At 50.2% G+C, this 22883-nt stretch carries 22 protein-coding genes; 9 read left to right on the top strand and 13 right to left on the bottom strand.

The annotated features are described in order from the left end of the window. Positions 1–840 (top strand): transposase (locus BUA24_RS08375; RefSeq protein WP_143146472.1); only part of this gene is annotated, 840 nt, incomplete at its 5' end. 214 nt (positions 841–1054) lie between these two features. Continuing rightward, positions 1055–1915, top strand: a complete 861-nt coding sequence (locus BUA24_RS08380) for a class I SAM-dependent methyltransferase (RefSeq protein ID WP_072791282.1) — start codon at positions 1055–1057, stop codon at positions 1913–1915. 31 nt (positions 1916–1946) lie between these two features. On the opposite strand, the gene BUA24_RS08385 is transcribed toward BUA24_RS08380, so the two are convergent. After that, positions 1947–2816: a hypothetical protein gene (locus BUA24_RS08385; protein ID WP_143146473.1), complete on the bottom strand. Its 870-nt coding sequence runs from the start codon at positions 2814–2816 to the stop codon at positions 1947–1949. Positions 2817–2973: 157 nt separating this feature from the next. Here BUA24_RS08385 and BUA24_RS08390 point away from each other — a divergent pair, with 157 nt between their 5' ends. Beyond that, positions 2974–3360, top strand: a complete 387-nt coding sequence (locus BUA24_RS08390) for a DCC1-like thiol-disulfide oxidoreductase family protein (protein ID WP_178138766.1) — start codon at positions 2974–2976, stop codon at positions 3358–3360. Between the two features lie 24 nt (positions 3361–3384). Here the strand turns inward: BUA24_RS08390 and BUA24_RS08395 are convergent, their stop codons facing one another. From BUA24_RS08395 to BUA24_RS08410, 4 genes are all read right to left on the bottom strand, one after another. Continuing rightward, positions 3385–4323, bottom strand: a complete 939-nt coding sequence (locus BUA24_RS08395; protein WP_218587449.1) for a hypothetical protein — start codon at positions 4321–4323, stop codon at positions 3385–3387. Between the two features lie 70 nt (positions 4324–4393). Next, positions 4394–4783, bottom strand: a complete 390-nt coding sequence (locus tag BUA24_RS08400; protein WP_072791291.1) for a Fur family transcriptional regulator — start codon at positions 4781–4783, stop codon at positions 4394–4396. A gap of 184 nt (positions 4784–4967) precedes the next feature. Then, entirely contained in the window at positions 4968–5813 is an 846-nt protein-coding gene (locus tag BUA24_RS08405) for an ABC transporter permease (protein WP_072791293.1), read from the bottom strand. Then, on the bottom strand, positions 5813–6781 hold the full coding sequence (locus BUA24_RS08410) for an ABC transporter ATP-binding protein (RefSeq protein ID WP_072791295.1): 969 nt from the start codon (positions 6779–6781) through the stop codon (positions 5813–5815). Before BUA24_RS08410 ends, BUA24_RS08405 begins: the two co-directional genes overlap by 1 nt. A 187-nt stretch (positions 6782–6968) precedes the next feature. On the opposite strand from BUA24_RS08410, the gene BUA24_RS08415 reads away from it, so the two are divergent. Then, positions 6969–7820, top strand: a complete 852-nt coding sequence (locus BUA24_RS08415) for a hypothetical protein (RefSeq protein ID WP_143146474.1) — start codon at positions 6969–6971, stop codon at positions 7818–7820. A 54-nt stretch (positions 7821–7874) separates the two neighbouring features. Here BUA24_RS08415 and BUA24_RS08420 read toward each other — a convergent pair whose 3' ends face one another. Further along, a complete protein-coding gene (locus BUA24_RS08420) occupies positions 7875–10235 on the bottom strand; it encodes a putative bifunctional diguanylate cyclase/phosphodiesterase (protein ID WP_143146475.1) in 2361 nt (786 codons plus the stop codon). A 570-nt stretch (positions 10236–10805) separates the two neighbouring features. Then, positions 10806–11150 carry a COG4315 family predicted lipoprotein gene (locus BUA24_RS13185; RefSeq protein WP_272867298.1) on the bottom strand — a complete coding sequence of 115 codons (345 nt, stop codon included), beginning with the start codon at positions 11148–11150 and terminating at the stop codon, positions 10806–10808. Here BUA24_RS13185 and BUA24_RS12540 point away from each other — a divergent pair. From BUA24_RS12540 to BUA24_RS08440, 3 genes are all read left to right on the top strand, one after another. Further along, positions 11101–11511 carry a BRCT domain-containing protein gene (locus tag BUA24_RS12540; RefSeq protein ID WP_178138765.1) on the top strand — a complete coding sequence of 137 codons (411 nt, stop codon included), beginning with the start codon at positions 11101–11103 and terminating at the stop codon, positions 11509–11511. The genes BUA24_RS13185 and BUA24_RS12540 overlap by 50 nt on opposite strands. Before the next feature lie 9 nt (positions 11512–11520). Further along, entirely contained in the window at positions 11521–12261 is a 741-nt protein-coding gene (locus BUA24_RS08430) for an exonuclease domain-containing protein (RefSeq protein ID WP_072791303.1), read from the top strand. Positions 12262–13759: 1498 nt separating this feature from the next. Next, entirely contained in the window at positions 13760–14242 is a 483-nt protein-coding gene (locus BUA24_RS08440; RefSeq protein ID WP_072791307.1) for a peroxiredoxin, read from the top strand. A 111-nt stretch (positions 14243–14353) separates the two neighbouring features. On the opposite strand, the gene BUA24_RS08445 is transcribed toward BUA24_RS08440, so the two are convergent. From BUA24_RS08445 to BUA24_RS08460, 4 genes are all read right to left on the bottom strand, one after another. Continuing rightward, complete coding sequence (locus BUA24_RS08445) at positions 14354–14950, bottom strand: biotin transporter BioY (protein ID WP_072791309.1); 597 nt, start codon at positions 14948–14950, stop codon at positions 14354–14356. Between the two features lie 93 nt (positions 14951–15043). Then, positions 15044–16201 (bottom strand): amidohydrolase family protein, encoded by a 1158-nt coding sequence (locus BUA24_RS08450; protein WP_072791311.1) that lies wholly within the window; start codon positions 16199–16201, stop codon positions 15044–15046. A gap of 29 nt (positions 16202–16230) precedes the next feature. Further along, on the bottom strand, positions 16231–17169 hold the full coding sequence (locus BUA24_RS08455; protein ID WP_072791314.1) for a MurR/RpiR family transcriptional regulator: 939 nt from the start codon (positions 17167–17169) through the stop codon (positions 16231–16233). A gap of 30 nt (positions 17170–17199) precedes the next feature. Further along, on the bottom strand, positions 17200–18582 hold the full coding sequence (locus BUA24_RS08460) for a type I glutamate--ammonia ligase (RefSeq protein WP_072791316.1): 1383 nt from the start codon (positions 18580–18582) through the stop codon (positions 17200–17202). A gap of 172 nt (positions 18583–18754) precedes the next feature. Between BUA24_RS08460 and BUA24_RS08465 the strand changes: the two genes are divergently transcribed. Continuing rightward, on the top strand, positions 18755–20254 hold the full coding sequence (locus tag BUA24_RS08465; protein WP_072791319.1) for an APC family permease: 1500 nt from the start codon (positions 18755–18757) through the stop codon (positions 20252–20254). An 83-nt stretch (positions 20255–20337) separates the two neighbouring features. Further along, entirely contained in the window at positions 20338–21018 is a 681-nt protein-coding gene (locus BUA24_RS08470; protein WP_218587451.1) for a gamma-glutamyl-gamma-aminobutyrate hydrolase family protein, read from the top strand. Between the two features lie 45 nt (positions 21019–21063). On the opposite strand, the gene BUA24_RS08475 is transcribed toward BUA24_RS08470, so the two are convergent. Next, the gene (locus tag BUA24_RS08475) at positions 21064–21870 is read right to left on the bottom strand and encodes a heavy metal-binding domain-containing protein (RefSeq protein WP_072791321.1); all 807 of its coding nucleotides are present in this window, start codon (positions 21868–21870) and stop codon (positions 21064–21066) included. A gap of 61 nt (positions 21871–21931) precedes the next feature. Then, positions 21932–22882: a YbjQ family protein gene (locus BUA24_RS08480; RefSeq protein ID WP_072791324.1), complete on the bottom strand. Its 951-nt coding sequence runs from the start codon at positions 22880–22882 to the stop codon at positions 21932–21934. Position 22883 lies beyond the last annotated feature (1 nt).

A 22883-nucleotide genomic window follows, 5' to 3' on the forward strand; every position in this document is an offset into this window, starting at 1 on the left:
CCTATGGCTATACCAAGAAGTTGGGCTATCACCCACTCTTGGCCGTTCGCTCCGACACTGGTGAGGTACTTCATCAACGGATGCGCAAAGGTTCAGCCAATACCTAAGAGGGGAACCAAGCGCTTTGTTCAAGAGCTCATCGCTCGGTGTCGACGCATCGGTGCAACGGGCAAGATCACCATCCGCTTTGACTCTGGGTACCAATCAGAGGCGACACTCAAGGAGCTAGAACGACTAGGAGTGTCCTACACCATGGCAGTTCATGCCAATGCCAAGGGGATAAAGTCGCTGGTAGAGGACATTAGTAAGGACTGCTGGACACCGATTGACTACACCGAGAACGGTGAAGCCCAAGTAGCAGAGACCACCTATAAGGGGAGACGTCTCATTATCCGTCGTACCCGCCTCATTGGGGACCAGGCAGAGCTCTTTCCTAACTGGCGCTACTTCGGCTTTGTTACTGACCTGTTAGGTTCAGCTGTTGAGCTGGATCAGTTCCACCGTAACCGAGCACCAATTGAACTCTCCATCAAAGATCTCAAAGAGGGAGCCACTATGGAACACGTCCCCTCTGGTAAGTTTCATGCCAATGGAGCATGGCTAGCCCATGCGGTGATCGCCCATAACCTCACCCGTCAGGTGAGCTACCTTGGTACCATTACCCCTCGAGAGTCCATGGTCATAGCTCGTAGCTTTCGCAACCACTTCATCTCGCTTGTGGGACGACTCGTCAACCGATCGGGAAAGATTACACTGCGTACTCCGGCTCGTTGGCCATGGGCTAAGGCCTTCATGAGAGCACTCTCGACTCTTCGGGCACTCGAACCAGTTCCCATCTAGGGAACTCCTCCGACTCCAAGCGCGGTCGGGAAACACTCTCCATGCGCCCCACAAATGAAACACCAAATCAGATCCTTAACCCACCACGTCCCAACTCGGGCCAGAACCGATCCAGAACCACGGGTTAACTCAACGGCACAAAATCACAGCCTGAGGGCCACCGACGCACCCCGAAACCGGGGTGCGTCGGTGGATCCAGGCTAAGATGTTGCAGATGGAACATGTTGAAGCACCTAGAACCAACGGATCCTATCTAGAGGAACTGGATGATAGGTGGAATAAGGAGATACTTACCTGGGCAATTCCGCAAAATGTGGTCAGCAAGTTTCAAAGACCCCCCTTCCACCTAGACCCCGGGACGTTTTCGCCAAGGGATCAAAAAGTGACGGACCGACGTCTTGAGATCATCAAGGACAGAGTCTTAGCTAAAAAGGCAGCAGATAAGAAAGATACAACGCCTCTTACGCTCATAGACGTCGGCGCCGGCGCCGGTTCATCGCTCGCTCCCATAAGAGAGCCGTTCTCCAAGATCACTTGCATCGAGGGTGCTCCTCACATGGCAAAGGCACTCAGGGACAATCTTGCATTGATGTACTCTGACAGCTCAAGCTATGAAGTAGTGGAAGGAATCTTTCCGGATATAGCAAGTACGGTTAGACCTGCATCGGTGGTGAACTGTTCCAACGTCGTCTACAACGTCGTACGCCTCATACCGTTTTTAAAGGCTCTCAACGACCTTGCACGTGACCTGGTTCTCTTAGAGGCAACGCTAAGGCACCCTTTCTATCGATCGAATCCTGCCTTCAAATACTTTTGGGATCTTGATCGACCCAACCAACCGACCGCCGCTGATATCTTCGAGGCCACCTGCGCACTTGGATTTGACCCTAAATTCGAATCACTACCACTTGACTATCGCCGTTCCACCATGTCAACAGAGGCGATGGCAACTCGGCTCGGTCTTGGAGAGAACCGATTCGAGGAACTAGAGCAGTTCATGGCAACCAGCCCTACTCCTGAGAACCCATCGGTGATTATTTGGTGGGAACCTCCAGGTAATACAACGGGAGACTAGATAAGTCAACAAGCGAACTTAGGTCAAGTCGTTATCTGGTACGACCTCGCCAAGAAGGATAGTCAAAGGCTCGATCTCCCATTCTTCGCTCAAGCAGGAACACGACGTTCAAAGTGGCAATCTGATATCCGCCAACCCTGAGGGGTCGAGACATCGTCTTGATGATAGCTCTGGACTCTCCTACCATACCCGAGGTGGTCTCTAAGGTACCTTCATCGTCTTTAGGGTTGTACTCTTTGTAGCTCTGAAGAAAATCCTGCCCCTCGACTAATTTACGATCACCACTTATTTGATCGATCCGGTAGGCGAAAAAGGGCTTTGAGGTCATAAACAAAGCTCCGTGCTCTCGGAAGATCAGACTCGCTCCAAGAGAAAGTGGTGTAAGTTCAGAAAGTTCCGTCAGGACATCTTCCATCTCCTGACGGAACACCGGTTCATCAACAAAAACCTCTACAGTTGTCAAGACTGAGGCAGAGTTGCCCAAATCTTTGGACACCGAAAGCACACGTTCTTTGAGTCGCATCTCAACTAAGTCACCCACCTCCTTGGTAGCAACCCAATAGGGGGTGTCGGCAGTGAAGACACCAAGTTTTGCAGTCAACCTTGAGACCCTATCTAAATTATCTCTGAGTTCAGAGAGGTCCCCATAGGTAATCTCCAAATTGCCCCAACGATTCTTTGCATCTTTTTGATCCAGTAGGTCGTAAAACCGACGGACGAGAGTAGTCATGTCATCCACGAAGCTCAAAGCAACAGACTCCTTGATCAGCACCTCGCGCTCTGACGCCTTATGCACCACGCCTGCACTGTTCGAACTCTGGCGCAAAAATCCACCCCTTCCTACGGCGAGTACGCCAACTCCACCTCTATAAGTGACAACACTACTACAACTCGAATCCAACGAGAGACACTCGAGAGGATAACCAAGAAAAGATCAGCTAAAACTTTTACAGTATTTGGTGATGAAGCACTTTAGGGCGTCAGAGATCAGCAAGGCAAGTTCGTACCAATTGGATACGAACGCTGAGGTTCAAGCGGACACAAAGAGGATGGAGAAAGTGTTGCTTTTCGATGGCGAGTGTTCCTTGTGCTTCCTCGCTCAAGGATTTGTAAAGGCTTCTATTTCCGATAACGCAACAGATTTCAGGGCCTATCAAGGCGTCCAAATCTCAGAGGGGATCGTATTTGACCCGGAGATGGCCAAGCGTTACGTCGCTCTCTTTGACGCCAGCACCCTAGCTACCTTCTATGGAGTCGACGCAGTAGTCCAGCTTCTTTTCAGTTCAGATAGACACATTGCGAGACTTTGCGCAGCACTGCTATCGCATCCCAAGCCTTACAAGCTCGCATCCTATGCCTATGACTACATATCCAAGCACCGAAGATCGATATCACTATTGATGTCGCCGTTTCGTTCAGCAAGCTTCATAGGTCGGAGAAGTTGAAGGTTGCACCTAGCTCCACCGCAACTAGGACTTAAGCCCCTGTCCATCTGATACTGCGTTTGCTTGTTCATTTACGGCTAAACCTAGAGTCCTTACCTCTCTTATCGTCTTTTTGAAAGACCAGAGCGCCACAGCAAAGAGAAGTACGACTGCGAGGAAGAATCCCACACCTATGTTATGAAGGTTGTGAATGTGTATCGGTGTAACAAAACTAATTGAGCTAAGAACCTCTGGGAAAAAGACACCCAACATACCGACTACAACGAAGCCGAAGCCGGCTCCGAGCAAAGTTCGAGCGCTCATCATTCTCGCTAGATACTCTTTCGCCTTTGAACCCAGCTTTCTTCTCTGCATCCATGCTCCAAAGAGCGATCCTAAAATGATCTGCATAATCATCGTTCCGACTCCAAATAGCGCTCCGGGAACCCATCCAACAAAGCCATTAGGCATCTCCGGCGCCAGGACTGTATAGATAATTACCGCAAAGGCACCTACACCCCATCCGGCGATAAATCCATGAACCAAAGGCATGTACCAAGGAAGTTCTTTTGGAATCACGAACTCGGGGTGATTGTGCTTCCCAGAGATCTCGGCTCTTATGTCCCTAAGTGTGAGATGAAGTGGATGACCCCGTCGCAACACGTGCCAACCTGAAAGAGCCATTACAACACCGACAACGATGTAGATCTCAAAGTTCCACCTTAGAGCAGAATCAAAGCTGGTGAGGGCGAAGTACGCGAGCTCAGAAGCTAAAGCTCTTTGGAGCGTAAAGGCTAGTGAGAACAGAAAGCCAACACGCCTTCCTCCTTTTGAGGAGTAACTGCCCACGGAGTAAGAAAAGGTAATCGGCCACGTATGTTCATCTGGTGTAACGCCATGTACCAAACCTAACAACAGAGCAGTAACAAGTGCAAGGGTCACAGATCCCCTTGTCGGATTGAAGAGATTGATAGCTCCCGGCACCTCGACCTCCATGGTTTCTTAGTTTTGATATTGATAACCATTATCATATTTAATTATTCCAAACCATCGGTCAGGTTTGACACTTTGGGCATATACCTACGATGTCAAAGGTATGACTCACCTCTACGTATCCGTACTCCCTAGCCACAGACGCAGTCCATCGCTCCGCCTCTTCACTATCGATCTTCACTGAAGCACCGCAACGCTTGCACCTTAAATGATGGTGGTGCGTACCGTCCTCACACGCGCTATAAATCGTCTCAGAGTCGTCCCCCCTTGCAATTACGACTGAACCCGACTCACTAAGACTCTGGAGGCTTCGGTAAACGGTTGCAAGACCAATATTTTCACCTCGGTCCTTGAGCTTTCTGTAGAGATCTTGCGCGCTAACAAAACCCCCCTCCGATACCAACGCCTCGTACACGAGATCCATCTTGGTGCTACGCCTACCAGTGCTCATAAGGGCTTTCTTTCGTTATCTACTGAGTCAAGAACAGACTAACTCGCCCAAAGCGCAGACAAAGCCTTGACGAAAGCACTAGGACAGGCGAAAGTGACTAAGTCCACCCTTTCAGCAAAGATCAAAGTAGACAATACCCAAACAAGCACCAGGAACTCGAAGTCCATAGAGGCATCGCCTTCTTCTATCCAACCACCCGCCGGTTGAGTCCCTTTATCGATACGTAGCCCAGAACTAGTGCAAATACAATTAAAGCCAGGTACACATATCCGATCTCCATGTGCGGAACTCCGGTAGTCAAGGCAGCCCGCAAGCCTTCGTTTATGTAGACGAGCGGATTCACAAGAACAACGTCCTTTAACCATGATATCGGTGTAAGGGAAGCCCATGGGTAATACACCGCCCCTAAAAAGGTAATGGGGAGCACGATGATCGCAAAGATCAAAGCTACCTGATTAGGAGGGATCAGAGTGCCAATCGTTAACCCCAAAGTACCAGAGACGATTGCAGCTAACGGGACAAGAGTGATCAGAACTGGCCAGTCTATATGGAGATGAACAGGTGTAGCCGGGACAAATAGGACGATGGGAAATACCACCGCACCAGCAAACACCGCTTGAACAGCTCCAGAAAGAATCTTCTCAATCGCCAAACCCCAAGTCGGCATCGGGGCCAATGCTCGGTCTTCGATCTCCTTTGTGTATCCGAACTCCTGTACAAGCGGTAGCGCAACGGCCTGTATCGCTTGGAAGATGATTGAAATACCAACAACTCCAGCGACTAGGAGCGTCGAGAACTCAGCCTCTTTGCTACCACCACCACCAACGCCCTGACCTATCTTGGGAAATACATAAGTAAAGACGAATACGAACAAAAGGGGTTGCATTACCACTCTTATCACAAAAAATGCGGCGGTCTTACGAAGAACCGCAAGATCTCTAGCTAAAAGAGCAAAAATTACTCTAACGTAACTCATACGTCCTACGGAGCCTCCCTGAGCTTTGATGCTTTCATCTATCGTCTTGGCCATCAGTCTCTTAGCTCTCTTCCCGTCAGATTAATGAACACCGTCTCAAGCGATGGCTGCACCAAAGAGAGATCGTAGACTTTCAGACCCAGCCCTTCAGCAGATGAAACCACCTTTGAGATCAACTGCGCCACATCTTTCCCAATGATCTTTACCCCCGACTCAGACATAACGATCTTCACCCTTTCGTCTACCCCTATTGCGTTCTCCAACTTCTGAATAAGTTCGCCTGGATCACCCGATACCTTGACCAAAAGTGTCGAAGCTCCGCCCGCCTTGGCTTTTAGCTCCGACGCCGACCCTAGTGCTAGTATCTTCCCATGATCCATGATGGCGATGCGGTCGCATAACTCGTCTGCCTCCTCCATATAATGGGTGGTAAGGAGAACGGTCTGTCCAGCACCATTTAGGTCCCTCAAGATATCCCAGAGCGCCAGCCTGCTTTGTGGATCCAGTCCCGACGTGGGTTCATCTAAGACCAAAACGGTTGGCTCGTGCATAATCGCCCTCGCTACCATAAGCCTCTGGGCCATCCCCCCAGACAACGCGGACACCGACAACTTAGCTCGATCCTCGAGTCGAAAACGCGTCAGCAGCTCGTCGGTCTTCTCTTTTGCCACCCTCTTTGACATCCCGAAGTAGCGGCCGTGAAAGTAAAGATTTTGCGCAACACTTAACGCCCTGTCCAAGGTGTTGGACTGCGGTACCACTCCTATTTTTGCCTTAGCCTCCGCAGGATGCGCCACAACATCAACATCGCCAACAAAGGCTTGTCCCGAGGTTGGCAACACCCTCGTCGTTATCATTCCGCCTGTCGTCGTCTTACCAGCGCCATTTGGTCCCAAAAGACCAAATATCTCGCCGCCATTTACAGTAAGGTCGAGATCATCGACTGCTACGTTGTTTCCATAAACCTTGCGTAGCTTTACGGTCCTTACCGCAGCAGTAGGGACATCAGATCTATCGTTCACAACCTATACACTATACGGATAAAGGGGAAGTTAGGTGAGCTTTCGTGCGGCAAACACTAGACCGCTGACATAGAAGCGCGTCTTGGTCCGCAACTTTGACTTCCAAGGGGAGAGTCTTTGACCTAAAGAGTCTTTTTCAGACTATCTTTTAGTAAGTTACAAATTTGACATTCACCCTGGAGTGCAGTTGCCTTCAACACTAAGAGACATCGACGACTCACGTAAAGATCGAGTACCGAGGTTCGTTGCCTATACATGCGGCAGAGACGCTGAGCTTGCACATATTCCGAGGGCTTTGGAGGCAAAGGTATTTCTTGAGACCTTCGGCAATACGAAGAATGATCTTGATCGCGAGTACTCACCTTACGAAGCCAGAAGTTTCTTCTTGTTCGTCTACGATCACGCCGATAGTCGTGCCGCCGCAATGGCGCGTATCATCATTCCAAACGCCGTCACAAACCTACAGACAAAGACCACCGACGATATCGAGAGTCTATGGGGTCTTAGGGGTACGGATATAGCCCTAGGAGGACGCTTCCTGAAAGACGAGAACTACTGGGATGTCGCCACACTTGCCGTAGATCGAACCTACAAAGGACCGGGGCGAGCTGGGATCGTATCTTTAGCCATCTACAACACCATAATGACCTCGGCGATGCACTGCGGAGTCGATGTTGTGATAGCCATATTGGATGAGGTTGCATACAGGACCTCAAAGTGGCAGTATCACGAGCCTTTCAAGCCGCTAGATACCCTATCAGCCCTTCCTTACATGGGGTCGTCTTCTTCTCTTCCGGTCTACTGTGAGTTCTCTGCGGTAAAAGCCCGGCTGGAGATGCAAAAGCCTGACATCGCCAAGATGCTCTTTACGACCAAAGATATCGGAGATGCAATTCAACACGTCGACCTGGAAGAAGTACGGTTGCTTCATAAGGACCTTGCAGCTCGCAACAGACACGTAATCGATATCGGCCTCGAAGACCAAACTACACAGACCCACGAGTCTTACCACGGCGCTACTCGCACCGTAGAACCGTAGATTGCTCTCGTGGCACGACCCAAAACGAATAGCAAACAGATCTTGTGGACTTCGCTAGGGACCAGACCTATCAATTCTTGCAGGCCTGCGTTGCAAAAACCTTAATCGCTCCTCGATCGCTGAGACCGTTGCTTCAAAGTCGGCTGCTCTAAGCGGCTCTGAGAAGTAAAACCCTTGAACCAAGTCGCATCCAAGTTCATAGAGGCTTTCAAGCTGAGAGCGACGTTCGACCCCTTCCGCAATTACCTTCACCCCTAGGGCCTTAGCCATGGCAATAATAGCTGCAACTATCGAGTTTCCGGTTCCGCTTCGATCATCTCCTAGAGCATCTACAAAGCTCTTATCGATCTTCAAGATGTCAAACGACATATCTTTCAGATAGGCCAGCGAAGAGTAGGCTGTGCCGAAGTCATCGACAGCCACAGCTATGCCCAGGTTTCGAATGCTACGAAGCGTGCACTTACTTTGTTCGTAGTTTTTCATAACCGAAGACTCCGTAACCTCAACCGTAACGCCTAGGCCGCGTAGGTTATTCGTATCCATCGCTTCCTGCAGGTAAACCACGACCTCCTGACCAACTAGTTGCAGAGCGGAAAGGTTAACGGATATGTAAAAGTCTTCAGACACCAGCCCCCTTTGATTCCAGAGTCCTCTTTGTCTTAGTGATTCTTTGATAGCCCATCTTCCCAGGTCCCCTATCAGTCCCATCTCTTCTGCAACCGGGATGAACTCGCCGGGAGATACCTGTCCAAAACTAAGACTTTGCCACCTGGAAAGAGCCTCCACGCCTACGACTTCTTTCTGTTCAAGCGAGACGATCGGCTGATAAACCAGGGAGAGATCGCTCGCAGATACCGCCTTTGCTAACTCATTTCTAAGCGCGAGTTTTCGACTCATGGTGGTATGCATAGAAGGCTCAAACAAAACAGCCGAGTTACGTCCTCTACTTTTGGCTTCATACATGGCGGTGTCTGCACCTTGAAGAATCTGTTCAGGCGACATATCGGTCTTGGAATCAACGATCGAAAGGCCGATGCTTGCGCTTACGTACACCAAAGTTCCATCTAAGTCGACAGGATCCCCTAAGGCCATCTGAAGTGACCTTGCTCTCGCCTCAATTACCTGCAGGCTACGCTCTGGTCTAAAGACCACTACAAACTCGTCACCGCTTAGTCTCCCAACCTCACCAACAGATTTGAGGTGCTCTGAAAGACGTCGACCTAGCAGACACAGCAACTTATCACCAACGCTATGGCCGTAGCTGTCGTTCACCATCTTGAACTGGTCTATGTCAACAAAGGCAACCGTTAGATACTCTCCCTGCCTCAACTGAACCAACGAAGCGTCGAGCGTCTCTAACAGCCTTCTTCTATTTGGCAGCTTTGTCAGCTCATCTTCATTGGCGATCCTTCGCAACCTCTCTTCGGTAGCCTTGGCAAAGGTCATAGCCCTTCGAAATCGCACTACCGCCACAAACACAAGCGAAAGGTCGATCAAGAACCATGCGACGTGATCCGCAAATCCGCTACTACCATCTCCCCAGGCAAGTACCGCAGGCAACACCAGAGCTATCGATATGAGAGCAATCTGAGAACTTCTGTAGGACTTGGGTTTGTTCTCCAGATACTTCGGATCGACCAATAACACCATCGATGGATCGGTAACGCCGATGGAAGCAAGTATCGTAGCAACTACGTACGGCAAAAAAGACTCTATGAGGGAAATAGGTAAGTCATAGACGGCCACCACGAGGGTAAGGATATCACCAGCAAAAATCGATATCATCGCAAATAGTAAGAACCAATATGCGCGCCCTCGGACTCTGCGTTCAGAGAGAACGACCCGTACAAATATAACCACCAGCAAAATAGAGAGCATGGGGTAAAGAGCAAAGAACAACTCGTTCTCGATACCAATATCTCTACCGGTAAGGGTTGGGTTCACTAGAAATAGCCACACAACCGCTAGGACACTTAGTGCCGCCATCGTTCCATCGAGGACAAGATCTAAACTACCTCCATCCTTAGAGGAGTCGCTCTTCCCAAACCGGCCAACAGCAACCAGCAACAGAACATACCCTATGGTGGCAAAAAGATTTACTAGAACTGAATGTTTGTCTATCCGAAGATAGATACCTACTCTCCACATCGCTCGCAAGTACATCTCTGCCGCAAATACTAAACCGGACGCTACGAGCACCTGAAACGGCCACTTCACCTTAGGACTGTAGCGTCTAACTCCCCAAGCGATTGCCACAACGTAAAAGAGGATAAGTAGCCCAAAAGCTAAGTCTTCGATTACCTGTCCCGGATAGATTAGGGCAACTAATAAGAGGACAACCTCAGAGATCAAAAGAGCCAACCTGAAGGCGCAAATAGAGCCACTGAACCTCAACCTGAACAGTAGTTTACCCACTACCTTACCAACCTAGACACCATAGATCGAAGATGGAAAGTGGACTGGGAGGCGCCATTTTTATCCTTTTTCTGAGGAACTCCTGAATTGAGTCGCACTACCGGTGCCAACCATTGCAAGGCCATCGCGTCAACTGCACGCACCCACACCCCTGACCGAGATCACACAGGTAAAGCTGAGGACTGTCGTTTAGCTCAAACATACAAAGAGTCTCAAATTCAAATAGCGGCCAAAGTTTACTATTCTTCGACCATTTCTTTGGACAACTTGAGACTTAACAATAACACACAAAGTACCAATTGCTAGCGAACCGCTGTGGCAAAAAGAGTAAAGCTCTCTCTACGACTTGATGCGGAGACTAACACAGTTTTGCCTTCCCTTTGCGAGACTGAAGTTTCCGCTCCAACCTTCAGAACCGGGTTACGAGTTAGTCAGCAAGGATTGAGTTGAATCCCTATGCGAAAATTATTGTCACCTTACAGTACTTCTAGACGAATCGGCACGCGACCACCCCTATAGAACTATGAGGATATCGTTGAGGAGGTTCTGAGGGTGCACCACACAGACTAGTTAGTAACCACCGTAGCTGCTAGAGGCAGTGGTGGCTGTGCTTGCGGCAACGGAAGTCACTGGAGACCCTGAGGACGACACGACATACCAGGAACCACCAAAGGACTTGATGCCCTCTCCGCTCGCCACACCGGCGGTTGTGTCGTCTGCGAAGTAGTAGAGCGGATGACCGTTATAGGCCACTTGCTCTCTCCCTGAACCCCTCTTGATATAGGTTACAAGAGAGGAATTCAACCCCGAGCCAACAGTTACCTTAGACGCTATAAACGGACCCCAGACTGCAGCACAGGACCCAGTGCAGTTTGACTTTGTAGGCGAATCTGCAGTAAACGCGTACAGAACCATACCGTTTGGAGCCACCACAATGGACCCGTATTTCGATGAGTTTGTGACCGAGAGTTTCGGAGTAGCGGCCACAGTAGTGGACGGCGCCGCAGAGCTTCCACAGGCAGCTGCCAACAGGGAGACCGATGACAACGCAACCATAGCTTTGAACCTTTTCATACGTACCTCCTTGGGCTTACAGCTTCGTGATAGTCGAATTACGACGAATCCGCCTAACTCCATAATTAAAGACGCTGGATACTTTGTATCAGTTCAACAGTCCACAAAATATCGACTGATTATCGCTAAACCCATCCCAGTGGCGAAAATAGACGATCTCGCCAGCGCAAGACCTTACAAAGTTGTAATTCCCGGAGTGTAAAGTTATGACATGTCAACATCACAGTCGACCTCCAGCCTGTGGAGCCGGGATAAGGTGATCTTAGTATTCGATCTTGAGACGACCGGCGTGAACGTGGAAGACGATCTGCCAGTCTCGTACTCCCTAGTTCAATACGCCTTCGGACAAGTTGTCTACGAGGCTCACCAGATCGTCGATCCTGGTAGACCCATCCCAAAAGAGACAACGGCAATTCATCGAATTAGCGACGAGATCGCCCAGTCTTTCGGAATTCCTCTAAAGAGCGCTCTGACCCAGCTTCGGGAGGCGCTGATAAATGCATCAAAGATGCAGTGGATAGTCTTAGGAATGAATGTGAGTTTCGATCTAACGCTGGTGGATAGAGCATGCAAGCGACACCTCGGGTCTGGACTCTTAGACCTTGGGTATAACGCTCCGACCCTCGACGTCTTGGTAATAGACAGACATCTGGATCGGTACAGCAAGGGAAAACGCCGCTTAAGCGAATTAGCCCACACATACGACGTGCACACGAACGATAATCTCCATAACTCTCTAGTAGATGCAAAGGTTACTCTTTCGGTTCTCCTTGCAATCTTGGACAGATTTCCGGAGATGACAACAGTCGACATCAGGGACTATCAAGATACCATGACAAAGTATCACGATGAGTGGCTTGAGAGCTATAACCACTGGCGACAGAGCCAAGGACAGGCTCCCCTGCCTCGTAGGGTCTGGCCAATAGATCAACCATATTCAGGCCTCTCTTAGCCCCAAAACCGGTCAAAGACAAACACGCATTGGAGTGAGTTTTGAAGTGTAAAGACCCACGACCTCGTCCCGAGGAGGTCGATTGTCAAAATTGCACACTAAATAGATAAAGATGCCGAAGGATAGCCACAACAAATATCCCAAGTTCGAAATAAGACGTATGAATTGCCCGAGGGAGAGCAGACATATTGCCTGGGCTGCCTGAACGGCTACTGATAACGACAGCTCATAGTTGACCGAAGAGATGTTCCCTATCTCCAAGTATCGGTGTTGTAGAAGTCAACGTAGCTCGAGAGTTAGCGCCAAAGATCATCGAGGATCTCCAAGGGTGTCGGTAGAGGTACTCGTGTTTGTAGATGGACCAGAGGGACCCTGCGGTCCCATGACCATAACAAGAGCCAGTTCGCCCCTTAAACCGCTGCATGCCAGCTGCCTCACACGGAGCTGTGACCTTGCGATCGGCGAATCGAGCACCCTGTCAGTACTAAGACCTACCTGAGATTGCTCCGTTGTGTAGCCCAATTGCTTGTCCAAGCGCCTCTGTGACGATCTCAGTTTTTATGTGCTAGCAACAGAGACGCCAAGGACTCTGCCCAAATCTTCCTTGCGGATAGTACTGCGATGGGCGAAGCGTGATCCAATCTCTAAGTAGGTGATGTCCGACGTCAACACCGCATTCAGTCTTTTCTGGTCAAAGTTACGCTGAACTTCACCCGGCGGGTAGCTAGCACCCAGATCATGGAGCGTCGTGGTCCCGTGAGGCGCCGGAGAGGCCCGCCATTTACGCCAAGCTCTCTCATCTATGAAGCTATGGTATTGTGACTCACAGATTCATCCATGCCGGAGAGGTCCGCAATGATTTGCCATGCTCCATGGGTGCGGTTCTAGCGCTAGGGAGTGTCAAAATCATGACGGCGAGATCCCTCCTGTGCTGTTTGGCTACAGATGGGTGCTTGCAATGCAAGAGCCAGCGACATTACCCAGCGCAGCAGGCGTGCAATAGTTGTGTCATGGGTGTGATCTCACAGTGGGCACACTTACGCTTTTATTAGTGCGAATCTCTCGTGCTTAGTGGCTTAGCTTCTAAGTATGCCCCCGCTTTTCCAAGGAACTCGTTATCTGAGGACAGCTTGACAGCTCCTGACGCTCGGCTGGGGTGAGCGGTTCTGCACCTTCGACAGGCGCCTCTTCGAGGCGTCTTCTTTCATCCCGAACCCAACGATAGAGCAGCTTTTGACCAATAGAAAAGTTCCCATTCGACCTCTACAACCTTTTTTTCCAGTCGATCACCCGATGCACAGTTCCGATCCTAAACTCGAGAGTAAACCGCCCTTTTGCTCCCTAGCTTACATCATCTCGACCAACATCGTAGGCTGGCTCAGTTAGTGTCTATTTCCCGTGCGGCACCTCAGTAGCTAAATTTGGTCACCTCGGAATTTAGTCAGGTGCACTACAGTTTGGAACTACGTTAGCAATACTACATGTAAAGGAGAAGTGCGTGGCCTTAGAGGTTGGTAGCAGTTTACCGGAAATGAAGCTTACCGTCGTCACAAACGGTGAGACCGAAGAGCGTTCCTCAATAGATCTGCTTGGAAAAGGAAAGGTCGTTCTATTTGGAGTCCCGGGCGCCTTTACGCCCACATGCTCAGACTATCATCTCCCAGGGTTTGTACTTCGCTCCGAAGAACTCAAGGCAAAGGGCGTAGGACTGATCGCTTGCCTATCAGTAAACGACTCCTTCGTAATGTCTGCATGGGCAAAGGCTCAAAACGTGGAAGATCACGTGGTGCTAATAGCCGACGGCAACGGAGACTTTACCAAGTCCCTCGGACTCGAGATGGACGCCTCTCCATTTGGAATGGGTCTAAGATCCAAGCGATTCGCTATGGTGATTGAGGACGGTAAGGTTACTCACTTGGCAGTCGAGCCAGGCGGTGGTCTGGATGTTTCATCGGCCGAGGCCATCTTACAGGTGCTGTAGTCGGCGCCAGAGCCCAATTGGCTTTCGCTTTAATCTTAGATGATCCAGCTCCCTCGCGCTAATACTTGCACGTAGGTGCTGGATCACTCCAATGCGTGTAGGCCTGATTACTTAGTGCTCCTGATCGAATCTTTGAACGACTCTCCATGTCGTAGGAAGAACAATATCTGCGACCAATGCCTTGAGCCCGTCTCCGATGAGGAACGGTAGAACGCCCAACACAATCGCTTCCTTCACGCCTAGGCCTGAGACAAAGGCAAGCCATCCCGCACCTAAGACATAGATACCCAAGTTACCAACAACCATCACGCCAAGGGTTCCGAGAAAGTATCGGTCTAATCTCATCTCTGCTAACGCCCCGACCAGGAAGGATGCAAGAATAAAGCCCAAGATATACCCAAAGCTCGGAGCTGCGAGCGCCCTAACTCCCCCTGTTGCTCCTGCAAACCAGGGTACCCCAGCCAGACCCAAAGACAGATAAGCTAAAGACCCTGCCATAGCTCTCTTGGAACCTAGAACCATAGCTCCGACTAAAACGGCAAAAGTTTGCCCGGTTAAAGGTACTGGAGTAAAGGGTAGCCGGATGACAATCTGAGCACTGAGTCCGATAAACGCAGCGTACCCCAAGACCAAGATGGCTTGAGAGATAAAGGTATGACTTAAAAAATCAGCAAGAACGACTCTCTTGCTAAGAGGCTGTGAACTCAACTGTCATTCTCACTTTCTGTATAAAACGGCAATTTCCTTAGATAAAGTTATCTGAGACTAACCACTAGAGCAACACTATTGAGGAGATTTCTCTCAAATTTGAAGACCGTAGAGTTTGTCTGCATTTCTGTACGCAATCAGCTCAGCTGTTTCAACGGCCATAGACTCGCTACAGACACCGCAGCTCACCCATGTCTCTAAGGTAGAGCCCAAGGCCTCGCGAAAAAGTAACTGACCGAGAAAGTGGAGTTCTGGCAGACCGTACGCGTCGGAAGAGTACATAAGTCTTACAAAGGGTGCAAGTTCCAGCGTCTCTTTTAGGATTTCACTGGACCGTGAGCCCACGTAGTTCATCGTCAGGCCAAGATCCAGATAAACGTTTTCAAACGCATGTGCGAGATATGCCGCAGAGCGATGGTAGGGGTAACAGTGCAAGAGCACGATCTTTCGGCCCATTGACGCTGCCCTTTTGATTACCGGAGTTAGCAGTGATGGATTTGTCTGATCCAACTGGATGTCTGGATCACCGAATCCAATATGAAACTGAATCGGTAGGTTACAAACCTCAAGCGATGTGTGAACGAGGTACGACTCGACTAAGGTACCCTCCATACGTGGTAGTGCTCCCCGAAGTTTGGCCTCACCCAAAATACGATCAAGAGCTAGCTTGACATCTCCTTTATCGGGAGGTACAGCACTTAGACTCAAACCTCCCCGATATGCTGCTACGGACTTTAGTGCGATCGCGTTCTGAGCTCTTGACCCAAGACGAGACGGGAACAGATTCATAAACTCGGCGGATCCAACCTCAGCAAGCAGACTCTCAGCGACCGCTTCAACCCTTACAATCTCAAGGCAGTTGGTGCCACTATAGATCGAAAGATCCTCGATCGAGATGAGGTCTGAAGAGTTAAACCCCGTATCGACCAGATGCGTTCTGACGCCCAAGGCGCTCATGAACCGTGTAATTACATCCGACGGCGATAACTCACCTCTTCGAGATACATAGGTCTGTGGTGACTCAAAACTTTCACCACCTAAAACCTGAGGGCAGTGTTTCAGCAAAGTCATGCCCACCATAGACCGAAACGCATCCAGCTCCCCCGATCTCCTTGGAGGAGACTCTCTTAGAAAGTTACTGAACCCCAAAAGGCTAAGTTCAGATCCGCTTACTGAGTGACAGTGATTATCGACTAGGGATAAGCTTCTTACATAGTCTTTGATCTCAGATCCACCGTTATCTTTCGTCATCTATCTCCATATCTGATTGAACTTGATATCTAAGACTCAACCGGGGAGACACCGCCTCTCCCCAGCAACATCCCGTGAGAAAGATCAACGTATCTATTTAGCCGGGAATCGTCCTTCCCAAATATGTTACGAGCCACAAGAGCAGTCAGCAGCTCAACAAGAGCCAAGGTCGGAACCATAGTATTAAATGGCGACAGTCCTTCGATCTCGGAGGTAAGAACGACGTCGGCGTAAGCTGACGCTGGTGAAAGGAACGGATCTGTCATCACGATCAAAGACGCTCCCGCCTCCTTTACCGATCGTGCAAACTCTACGGCTTCTCTCTGGTATCTCCGGTAGTCCAAAAGCAGCACCGTTGTCCCCTTTGATATGTCCAAGAGGGCATTGATTCGTGCACCTTCTGAGTCTTCAAGAAACCTTACCTTCGGTCTTATGACCTCCATTGTCCAGCTAGCCTGCATCGCAACAGTGCGGGACGCCCGACCACCTGTGATGTATAGATCCCTTCTAATATCCCCAAGAAGATCGACAGCGCGTTTGATCTCCTCGTCCAAAAGTCCGTTCATCGACCTCTGGATCTGATTAGCAAGCTCCATAGCGGCGCTCACTCCAAACTCTTTGAAGGTTCTATCACCTCGCAGAGGGTCGCTGTATCTGGGTGGGGCGAGACGTAGCTCGAGCTCTTTTAGCAAGGAGTCACGCATCTCAGAGAAGCTAGCGAAGCCGAGACGAGCTACAAGGCGAGTAACGGTTGGATCAGAGACACCCGCTTGTGCCGCTAGCGCAGAGGCTGTAGTAATTCCAGATACCGGATAGTTCGATAGGAGTGCTTCAGCAACTCTAAGTTCCGCCTTTGATAGCGAGGGCTTTATCGAGCGTAACGCCGACGATACAGTTGCATCTGTAGTCGACGACTGCTTATCTTCTTCTGCTTCTAGATCATCGGACATGTCCCCTGAAAACGTCATCAGTGGTCTCTCCCATCTCTGCTCTTACGCTTAGTAACGCCATCTTGTCGCGCTTACGATCTCCTCTGGCGTCATCTCCTTGGTTAGTAAGATCTCACCATATTTCACAGCCACAAAGGCTTCTAAGAGTTCTTCACCCATAGAGTCCCTCAGAACGTCGGATTTTGAGAGCATATCTACCGCCTCGCTTAGAGAATGAGGTAGCTCATTCACTCCGAGGCTTTCCCTCTCCGATTCGCTAAGAGACCCCGGGTCTACAGATATCGGTTCTCCAACCTCTAACTTGCTATCGACATAAGACCCAGCAACGGCGCATATCGACCCGGTCGCAAGATATGGGCTGCTGGAAAGGTCAAAGGGCTTTATCTCTACGTTAGCTCCTTCTTTACTGACAAGGTTAGTCTCCGCAACAAGGCGGAGTGCGGCCTCCCTGTTGTCCAAGCCCCAGCATTGAAATGCTCCAGCCCATCGGTGAGGAACGAGCCTTAGGTAAGAAGCCGGCGACGACGCCCCAACCGCACACAGTGCTGGCAACTCCATTAGCAATCCAGCAAGCAAGGATCGAGCCTTTGGATTTAGAGCAAACCGCTCCTCTTCTGCGCGAGCGAAAATAGGTCCTGCTTCATCTTTGAAGGACACATGAAGATGGCCGCCGTTGCCGACCCCGCCAGCGGTTACCAAAGGCGCAAAACTAACCCGGTAACCATGCTTTTTAGACACCAGCTTTATCGTGTGTCGCACAACGACTCTTAGATCCGCTGCTCTAATAGGGTCGCTGGCCTCGATGGATATCTCAAACTGCCCCGGTGCATACTCAGGATGAATCTGCTCCACCGATATCTGCTGAGCGGTAAGGGCGTTGTAGATATCCATTACGTAGCTATCCAGTTCGCCCAAGCGGTCAAGACTATAGGCTGGAGCCTGTGTCGTTGGGATGAACTCATCTTCTCGATCTAAGGAGATAGCCCACTCAATCTCGAACGCCATCTTAGATGAGATGCCTCTTTCACATAAGCGCTGATAGGAACGCCTGACGTACTGGCGATGACAAAGTGGATGTGGCTTTAGATCTTGTCTAAATCTTTCCACTGGCACCATAGCCCAACCTGGGGATGCCTCTAAGGGGATGAGGCAGGACAGGTCCGGCACGAGTCTTAGCTCTCCTATGGGTCCACCTGAATACCGAGAAGAGGTAATCGAATCATCAAACAAGAACGCATCAAAGACCGGTGACATACCGATACCGGATCTAGCGGCTCCCCTTAGTCGTTCCACTGGAATACTCTTGACACGAGTAATTCCAGAGTTTTCGGTGTAAAAGAGCCCTACCGCTCTTACACCATTACCTATGACTTGGGAGTGGACATGCTCCCACAGCTGATCGTTTTGTTCTTGCAACTCCTCAAAGCGCATCACGACTTCCTCCCCTGCAACCTCTAGAAAATAACACGATGTAAGGCATCTCTCGGCTACTTGATAGAACTTCTTCGATCTGTAACATTATTAACGGGAGCATCAGGCACGAGATAATGATAAAACATTGCATAGGACTATAAGAGCAAGGGGGATCCATAAGGTGGAAACTGTGCAGTCTGAACAGAGGCATCTAAAGAAAGAACTCTCTATCTGGCAGGTGGTGGGGCTATCGGTGGCGCTCATGGCTCCCTCAATGGCAGCCAACATCAACCCACAAGGTTCTGCCAGCGCAGCCGGTAGAGCGGTACCCCTGACGTTCTTGTTTGCAGCTATTGGCATCATGTTCATCGCATACGTATTCGTAAGGCTTACACAGCACTTCAACCATGCTGGATCTGTATTTGGATTCGTAGGAGCCACTATCGGTCCAAGATTTGGGGTAATAGCGGGATGGTCCTTGATGGGTACCTATATCTCCTATGCCTTGGTGACCTCAATCGCTTCGTCTATATTCGCCACATCGCTTCTTCAAAGTCTTGGAGTTATGAAGAATCCGCCTTCTTGGACACCGTTTTTAATTCAGGCGATAGAGCTCTCCCTGGTACTCATGCTTGCAGTAAGGCCGGCAAAGAAAGGGACACACTTTCTGCTAAGTGTCGAGGGGCTAACAGTTCTCATGATCGTTGCGATATCGGTAGTCATCTTGATAAAGCTCATAGTAGGACATGGGCCTCAAGGTCAGCACTTTACACTTTCGGTCTTTACACCGGCAAAAGGCGTGACGTCTTCAGATCTTTTCTTGGGTGTGGTATTTGGTTTCTTATCGTTTGCAGGCTTTGAGGCCTCCGCAACCCTGGGAGAGGAGGCAAAGCACCCAAAGAAAGACATACCAAGAGCAATATTATGGACCGCTGTATTTGGAGGGATCTACTTTGTCTTTGTTACCTCGGTGGAGGTGATGGGATTTGGTACCTCTTCTAAGCAGATCAATAGCTTCATAAACACTGGCTCGCTTCTTGGTTCTTTAGGTAGTACCTACGTTGCCTCATGGATCGGAAACCTAATCACAGTCGGCACGGTTATCTCTGCCTTTGGATGTGCGCTTGCCTCTACCGTTGGAGCCTCCCGTCTTCTCTTTGCCCTAAATAGGGACTCAGTGGAGACGAAGCCATTACTTGTAATCTCACGACGTTACGATACGCCTACCGTCGCCACGGCAGCGGTCGTTGCCTTCACCGCTTTAGTCACGTGGTTTGTCGCAGTGATACTAGGTTCATCTGCGTTCGACGAGTTTAACTGGTTTGGAACAATCGGAACTCTCATACTTTTAGTGGTCTACCTCTTGGCTACAGCTGGAGCGTTTCACCTACTCTTTATCTCTAAAAAGCTTGAAGTTCCAAAGTACGAGATGGTTATGCCAATAATGGCTATCGCAATACTTGGTTACACAATATTTAGGAACGTCTACCCCTATCCAACAGGTGCTCTAGCGTGGTTGCCCGCTGCCAGCGGGGGTTGGGTCCTCGTATCTTTGGTTGTAGTGGCTCTCAGACCCAAACTGGCAAAGAAGGCTGGGTTACGCCTAACCCAAAACGAGGGTCTCATACCCCAGGACTCCGCCTATGAGTTAGATCACGGTCACGAAGCTCTAGATTTGGAGACGAGGTAGACTCCAGGAAGATCATCCAAACAGGCCCTAGTTATATGAAGTCAGGATGGGATTTGCATAAAACAGCTGTTGTATTCGGGACAATGAGTACCGACCGATACGGTGTGCATCGGGGGTACATCGAGTCACTGGGCGCTGTTGGCGCAGTGGCCATTCCAGTGTCATCTCTAACTGTGGTCGGTTTGGAGGCGGGAGGAGTTCCCGACTCTGTTAGGGACTATGCCATGGCAGTAGCTAGTTCATGTGACTCTCTGCTTCTAACCGGCGGTGGGGACGTCGATCCACTTCGCTACGGACAAGAACGCTCTGAGAAGACCGCTGGCGTCGAGCCACATAGAGACGACCTTGAAATTTCTCTCCTTCGTGCCTTTATGGCGGCTAACAAGAAGATACTTGCTGTCTGTAGAGGGGTACAGATACTAAATGTTGCTTTGGGCGGTACCTTAATCCAGGATTTGGTAGGCGGAGGCTATCGAGACCACATGGTAACAGAGAAGGAGTATAGTTTCGCCCATCCAGTCCACTTCGAGCAAGGAACAAAGATATCTCGGCTTAGCCACGGCATTACCGAGGTGAACTCTCTTCATCATCAGGCTATCGACGTTTTGTCCTCTGCTCTAAAGGTGTCCGCTTACTCCGATGACGGAGTTGTCGAAGCCGTTGAAACCGACAACGTCATAGGGCTTCAGTGGCACCCCGAGCGAATGATTGAAGCTGACAGAAACGAGCTGACTTACTTTGAATGGCTAATCGACAAAGACTAACCTACGCACTTTACCTCTCTAAAGGCCACCCTCCCATGCCTGACACTAGTCGGTCACCGGCAAAACTAGCTGTGGTTTGCTGATTTTGTGCTCCTTAGAGATAGGAGTCACGGCTGAGCCAACCGCAAAGAACTCAATGGTATGGGAACCCCAACCGTGCGAACCCTCGAAGAGATTGACTCCGACTATGCCTTCTGCCTGAACTTGCTTTGCCTCTTCACCCATCCTAGCCATGGCAAGTTCTCGAGCATCATAGAGGGCTTGGGTGTAGTTGGTCATCTCGACGTTCTTCATGGCGTTTCCCAACCCTTGTCTGAGGGTCTGATGAGCTACGTGGTAGACGCAATTTCCCATGACAAGGCTCAGCGGCCGATAGCCGGCTTGAATAAGAGTCCAAAAGTCCTGCCCTGAAAGGTCCGAGGTGAACGGACGGCCGTCGGGTGCCCTATGCAGCACTCCGTCCCTGTGTTTGATCGCCGTACCGATAGCTATAAACTCTGCCAGATCAGCGCCCCACTCGTAGCGTCCCACCTCGAGTCTGACCCCTATTACGCCGTCCGCACCTAACTGATCAGCCTCTTCTTCCATGCGCGTCATAGCCAGCTCACGAGCGTGGTACATGGCCTGAGTCAAAACAGTGAGCTCCTGGCTCTGCTGCCATCTAGCAAACTGAAACCCTATGTGATAGATCGAACTCCCCACAACCAGCCCAAGAGGTTCAAAACCCGCCTCTTTGACGAGGAGGAACTCATTTACAGAAAGGTCAGAGGTGAATAGTCCAGCTCGATTTTGGGCTAAGCGTACCCCCGCGTCTTTTGGAAGACCCTCTGTTGACGTTGGATCGTAGGACATCTATAAAACCCCTTCTAGGTATTCACAGGCGTTCTGAAACTGCCAGCTGTATTTGGACCTTCTATCTCTTCATGCTCATAACCAACTGCGCTTTCTCGAAGGGCTCATGGAGGCTAAGCTCTGCGATCGCTGTCGCAACCATCTCCGCCGTGTAGATCGCTGAGTCCGGATTCTCACCGTTCATCTGTGAGATTGAATAACCGCGTGACGTTACCTTGAGATCTGCTCCGACGACTCCGTGAGCTCCAAGGGAACGAGCGAGCTCGTGGACCCTGGACATAACTGCGTTCCTCGATTCGTAGTAACACTGTGTAAACTCCGCAATCTCAAAGTTCCCACCACCGCTATATATATAGCTCATCGCCTGGAGCGTTGAGTACGATAAGGCAGTGAAGAGAACAGATGTATGAGCCGCTAGACCAAGAGGGATGAAACCACTTGAAACTATCTTGGCTAGCTCTTGACCAGAAAACGTAGTAAGTACTGGTCGTGAGCGCCCTTGACGATCAACTAACACGCTCCGCAGCTTCGGGAACGACATCGCTGTACCCAATATCGAGTAAGAGATTACGTTACCCCCAACGTCGAGGCGGTTGTCTAACACCTTTACGCCAGTCACCACATCTGCATCTACAGCCTCTGCCTCCATGAGCATCCTGGCAAAGGCCGTTGAGCGTGCGTTGTTATATGCGTCTTGCAACGGCCCGATCACACCTCTCCCAAAGCCGGGAAACTGGTAGTATCCGACCTGATATACGCACGCTCCCAAAACCTGAGTCAACGGAGATAAGCCCGCTTGTCTTAGCAGCAAGAACTCATTTACGGACAGGTCAGAGGTGTAGGCAGCACCATCCCTATCTCCGACGCTTTTCAGCCTCAAAACTGCGCTGGGAGGAAGTGTTCCAGCCTCAAGTGCAGCTCTAGTCTCCTCTGCAGACACCCCAAAGGAATCAAGATCAGCTCTACCGCCAGTTGCATCCTGTATCGATCTGGATCTCCGGAAAATTGGCATC

It is taken from the genome of Ferrithrix thermotolerans DSM 19514, from assembly GCF_900128965.1.
Taxonomy (GTDB): domain Bacteria; phylum Actinomycetota; class Acidimicrobiia; order Acidimicrobiales; family Acidimicrobiaceae; genus Ferrithrix; species Ferrithrix thermotolerans.

What these genes read in the sequence shown, in the direction of transcription:
- BUA24_RS13185 (WP_272867298.1), bottom strand. Translation starts at nt 11,150, where the DNA reads ATGGTTCTGTACGCGTTTACTGCAGATTCGCCTACAAAGTCAAACTGC.
- BUA24_RS08380 (WP_072791282.1), top strand. Translation starts at nt 1,055, where the DNA reads ATGGAACATGTTGAAGCACCTAGAACCAACGGATCCTATCTAGAGGAA.
- BUA24_RS08450 (WP_072791311.1), bottom strand. Translation starts at nt 16,201, where the DNA reads ATGACGAAAGATAACGGTGGATCTGAGATCAAAGACTATGTAAGAAGC.
- BUA24_RS08480 (WP_072791324.1), bottom strand. Translation starts at nt 22,882, where the DNA reads ATGCCAATTTTCCGGAGATCCAGATCGATACAGGATGCAACTGGCGGT.
- BUA24_RS08455 (WP_072791314.1), bottom strand. Translation starts at nt 17,169, where the DNA reads ATGACGTTTTCAGGGGACATGTCCGATGATCTAGAAGCAGAAGAAGAT.
- BUA24_RS08460 (WP_072791316.1), bottom strand. Translation starts at nt 18,582, where the DNA reads ATGCGCTTTGAGGAGTTGCAAGAACAAAACGATCAGCTGTGGGAGCAT.
- BUA24_RS08470 (WP_218587451.1), top strand. Translation starts at nt 20,338, where the DNA reads ATGAGTACCGACCGATACGGTGTGCATCGGGGGTACATCGAGTCACTG.
- BUA24_RS08400 (WP_072791291.1), bottom strand. Translation starts at nt 4,783, where the DNA reads ATGAGCACTGGTAGGCGTAGCACCAAGATGGATCTCGTGTACGAGGCG.
- BUA24_RS08405 (WP_072791293.1), bottom strand. Translation starts at nt 5,813, where the DNA reads ATGGCCAAGACGATAGATGAAAGCATCAAAGCTCAGGGAGGCTCCGTA.
- BUA24_RS08430 (WP_072791303.1), top strand. Translation starts at nt 11,521, where the DNA reads ATGTCAACATCACAGTCGACCTCCAGCCTGTGGAGCCGGGATAAGGTG.
- BUA24_RS08475 (WP_072791321.1), bottom strand. Translation starts at nt 21,870, where the DNA reads ATGTCCTACGATCCAACGTCAACAGAGGGTCTTCCAAAAGACGCGGGG.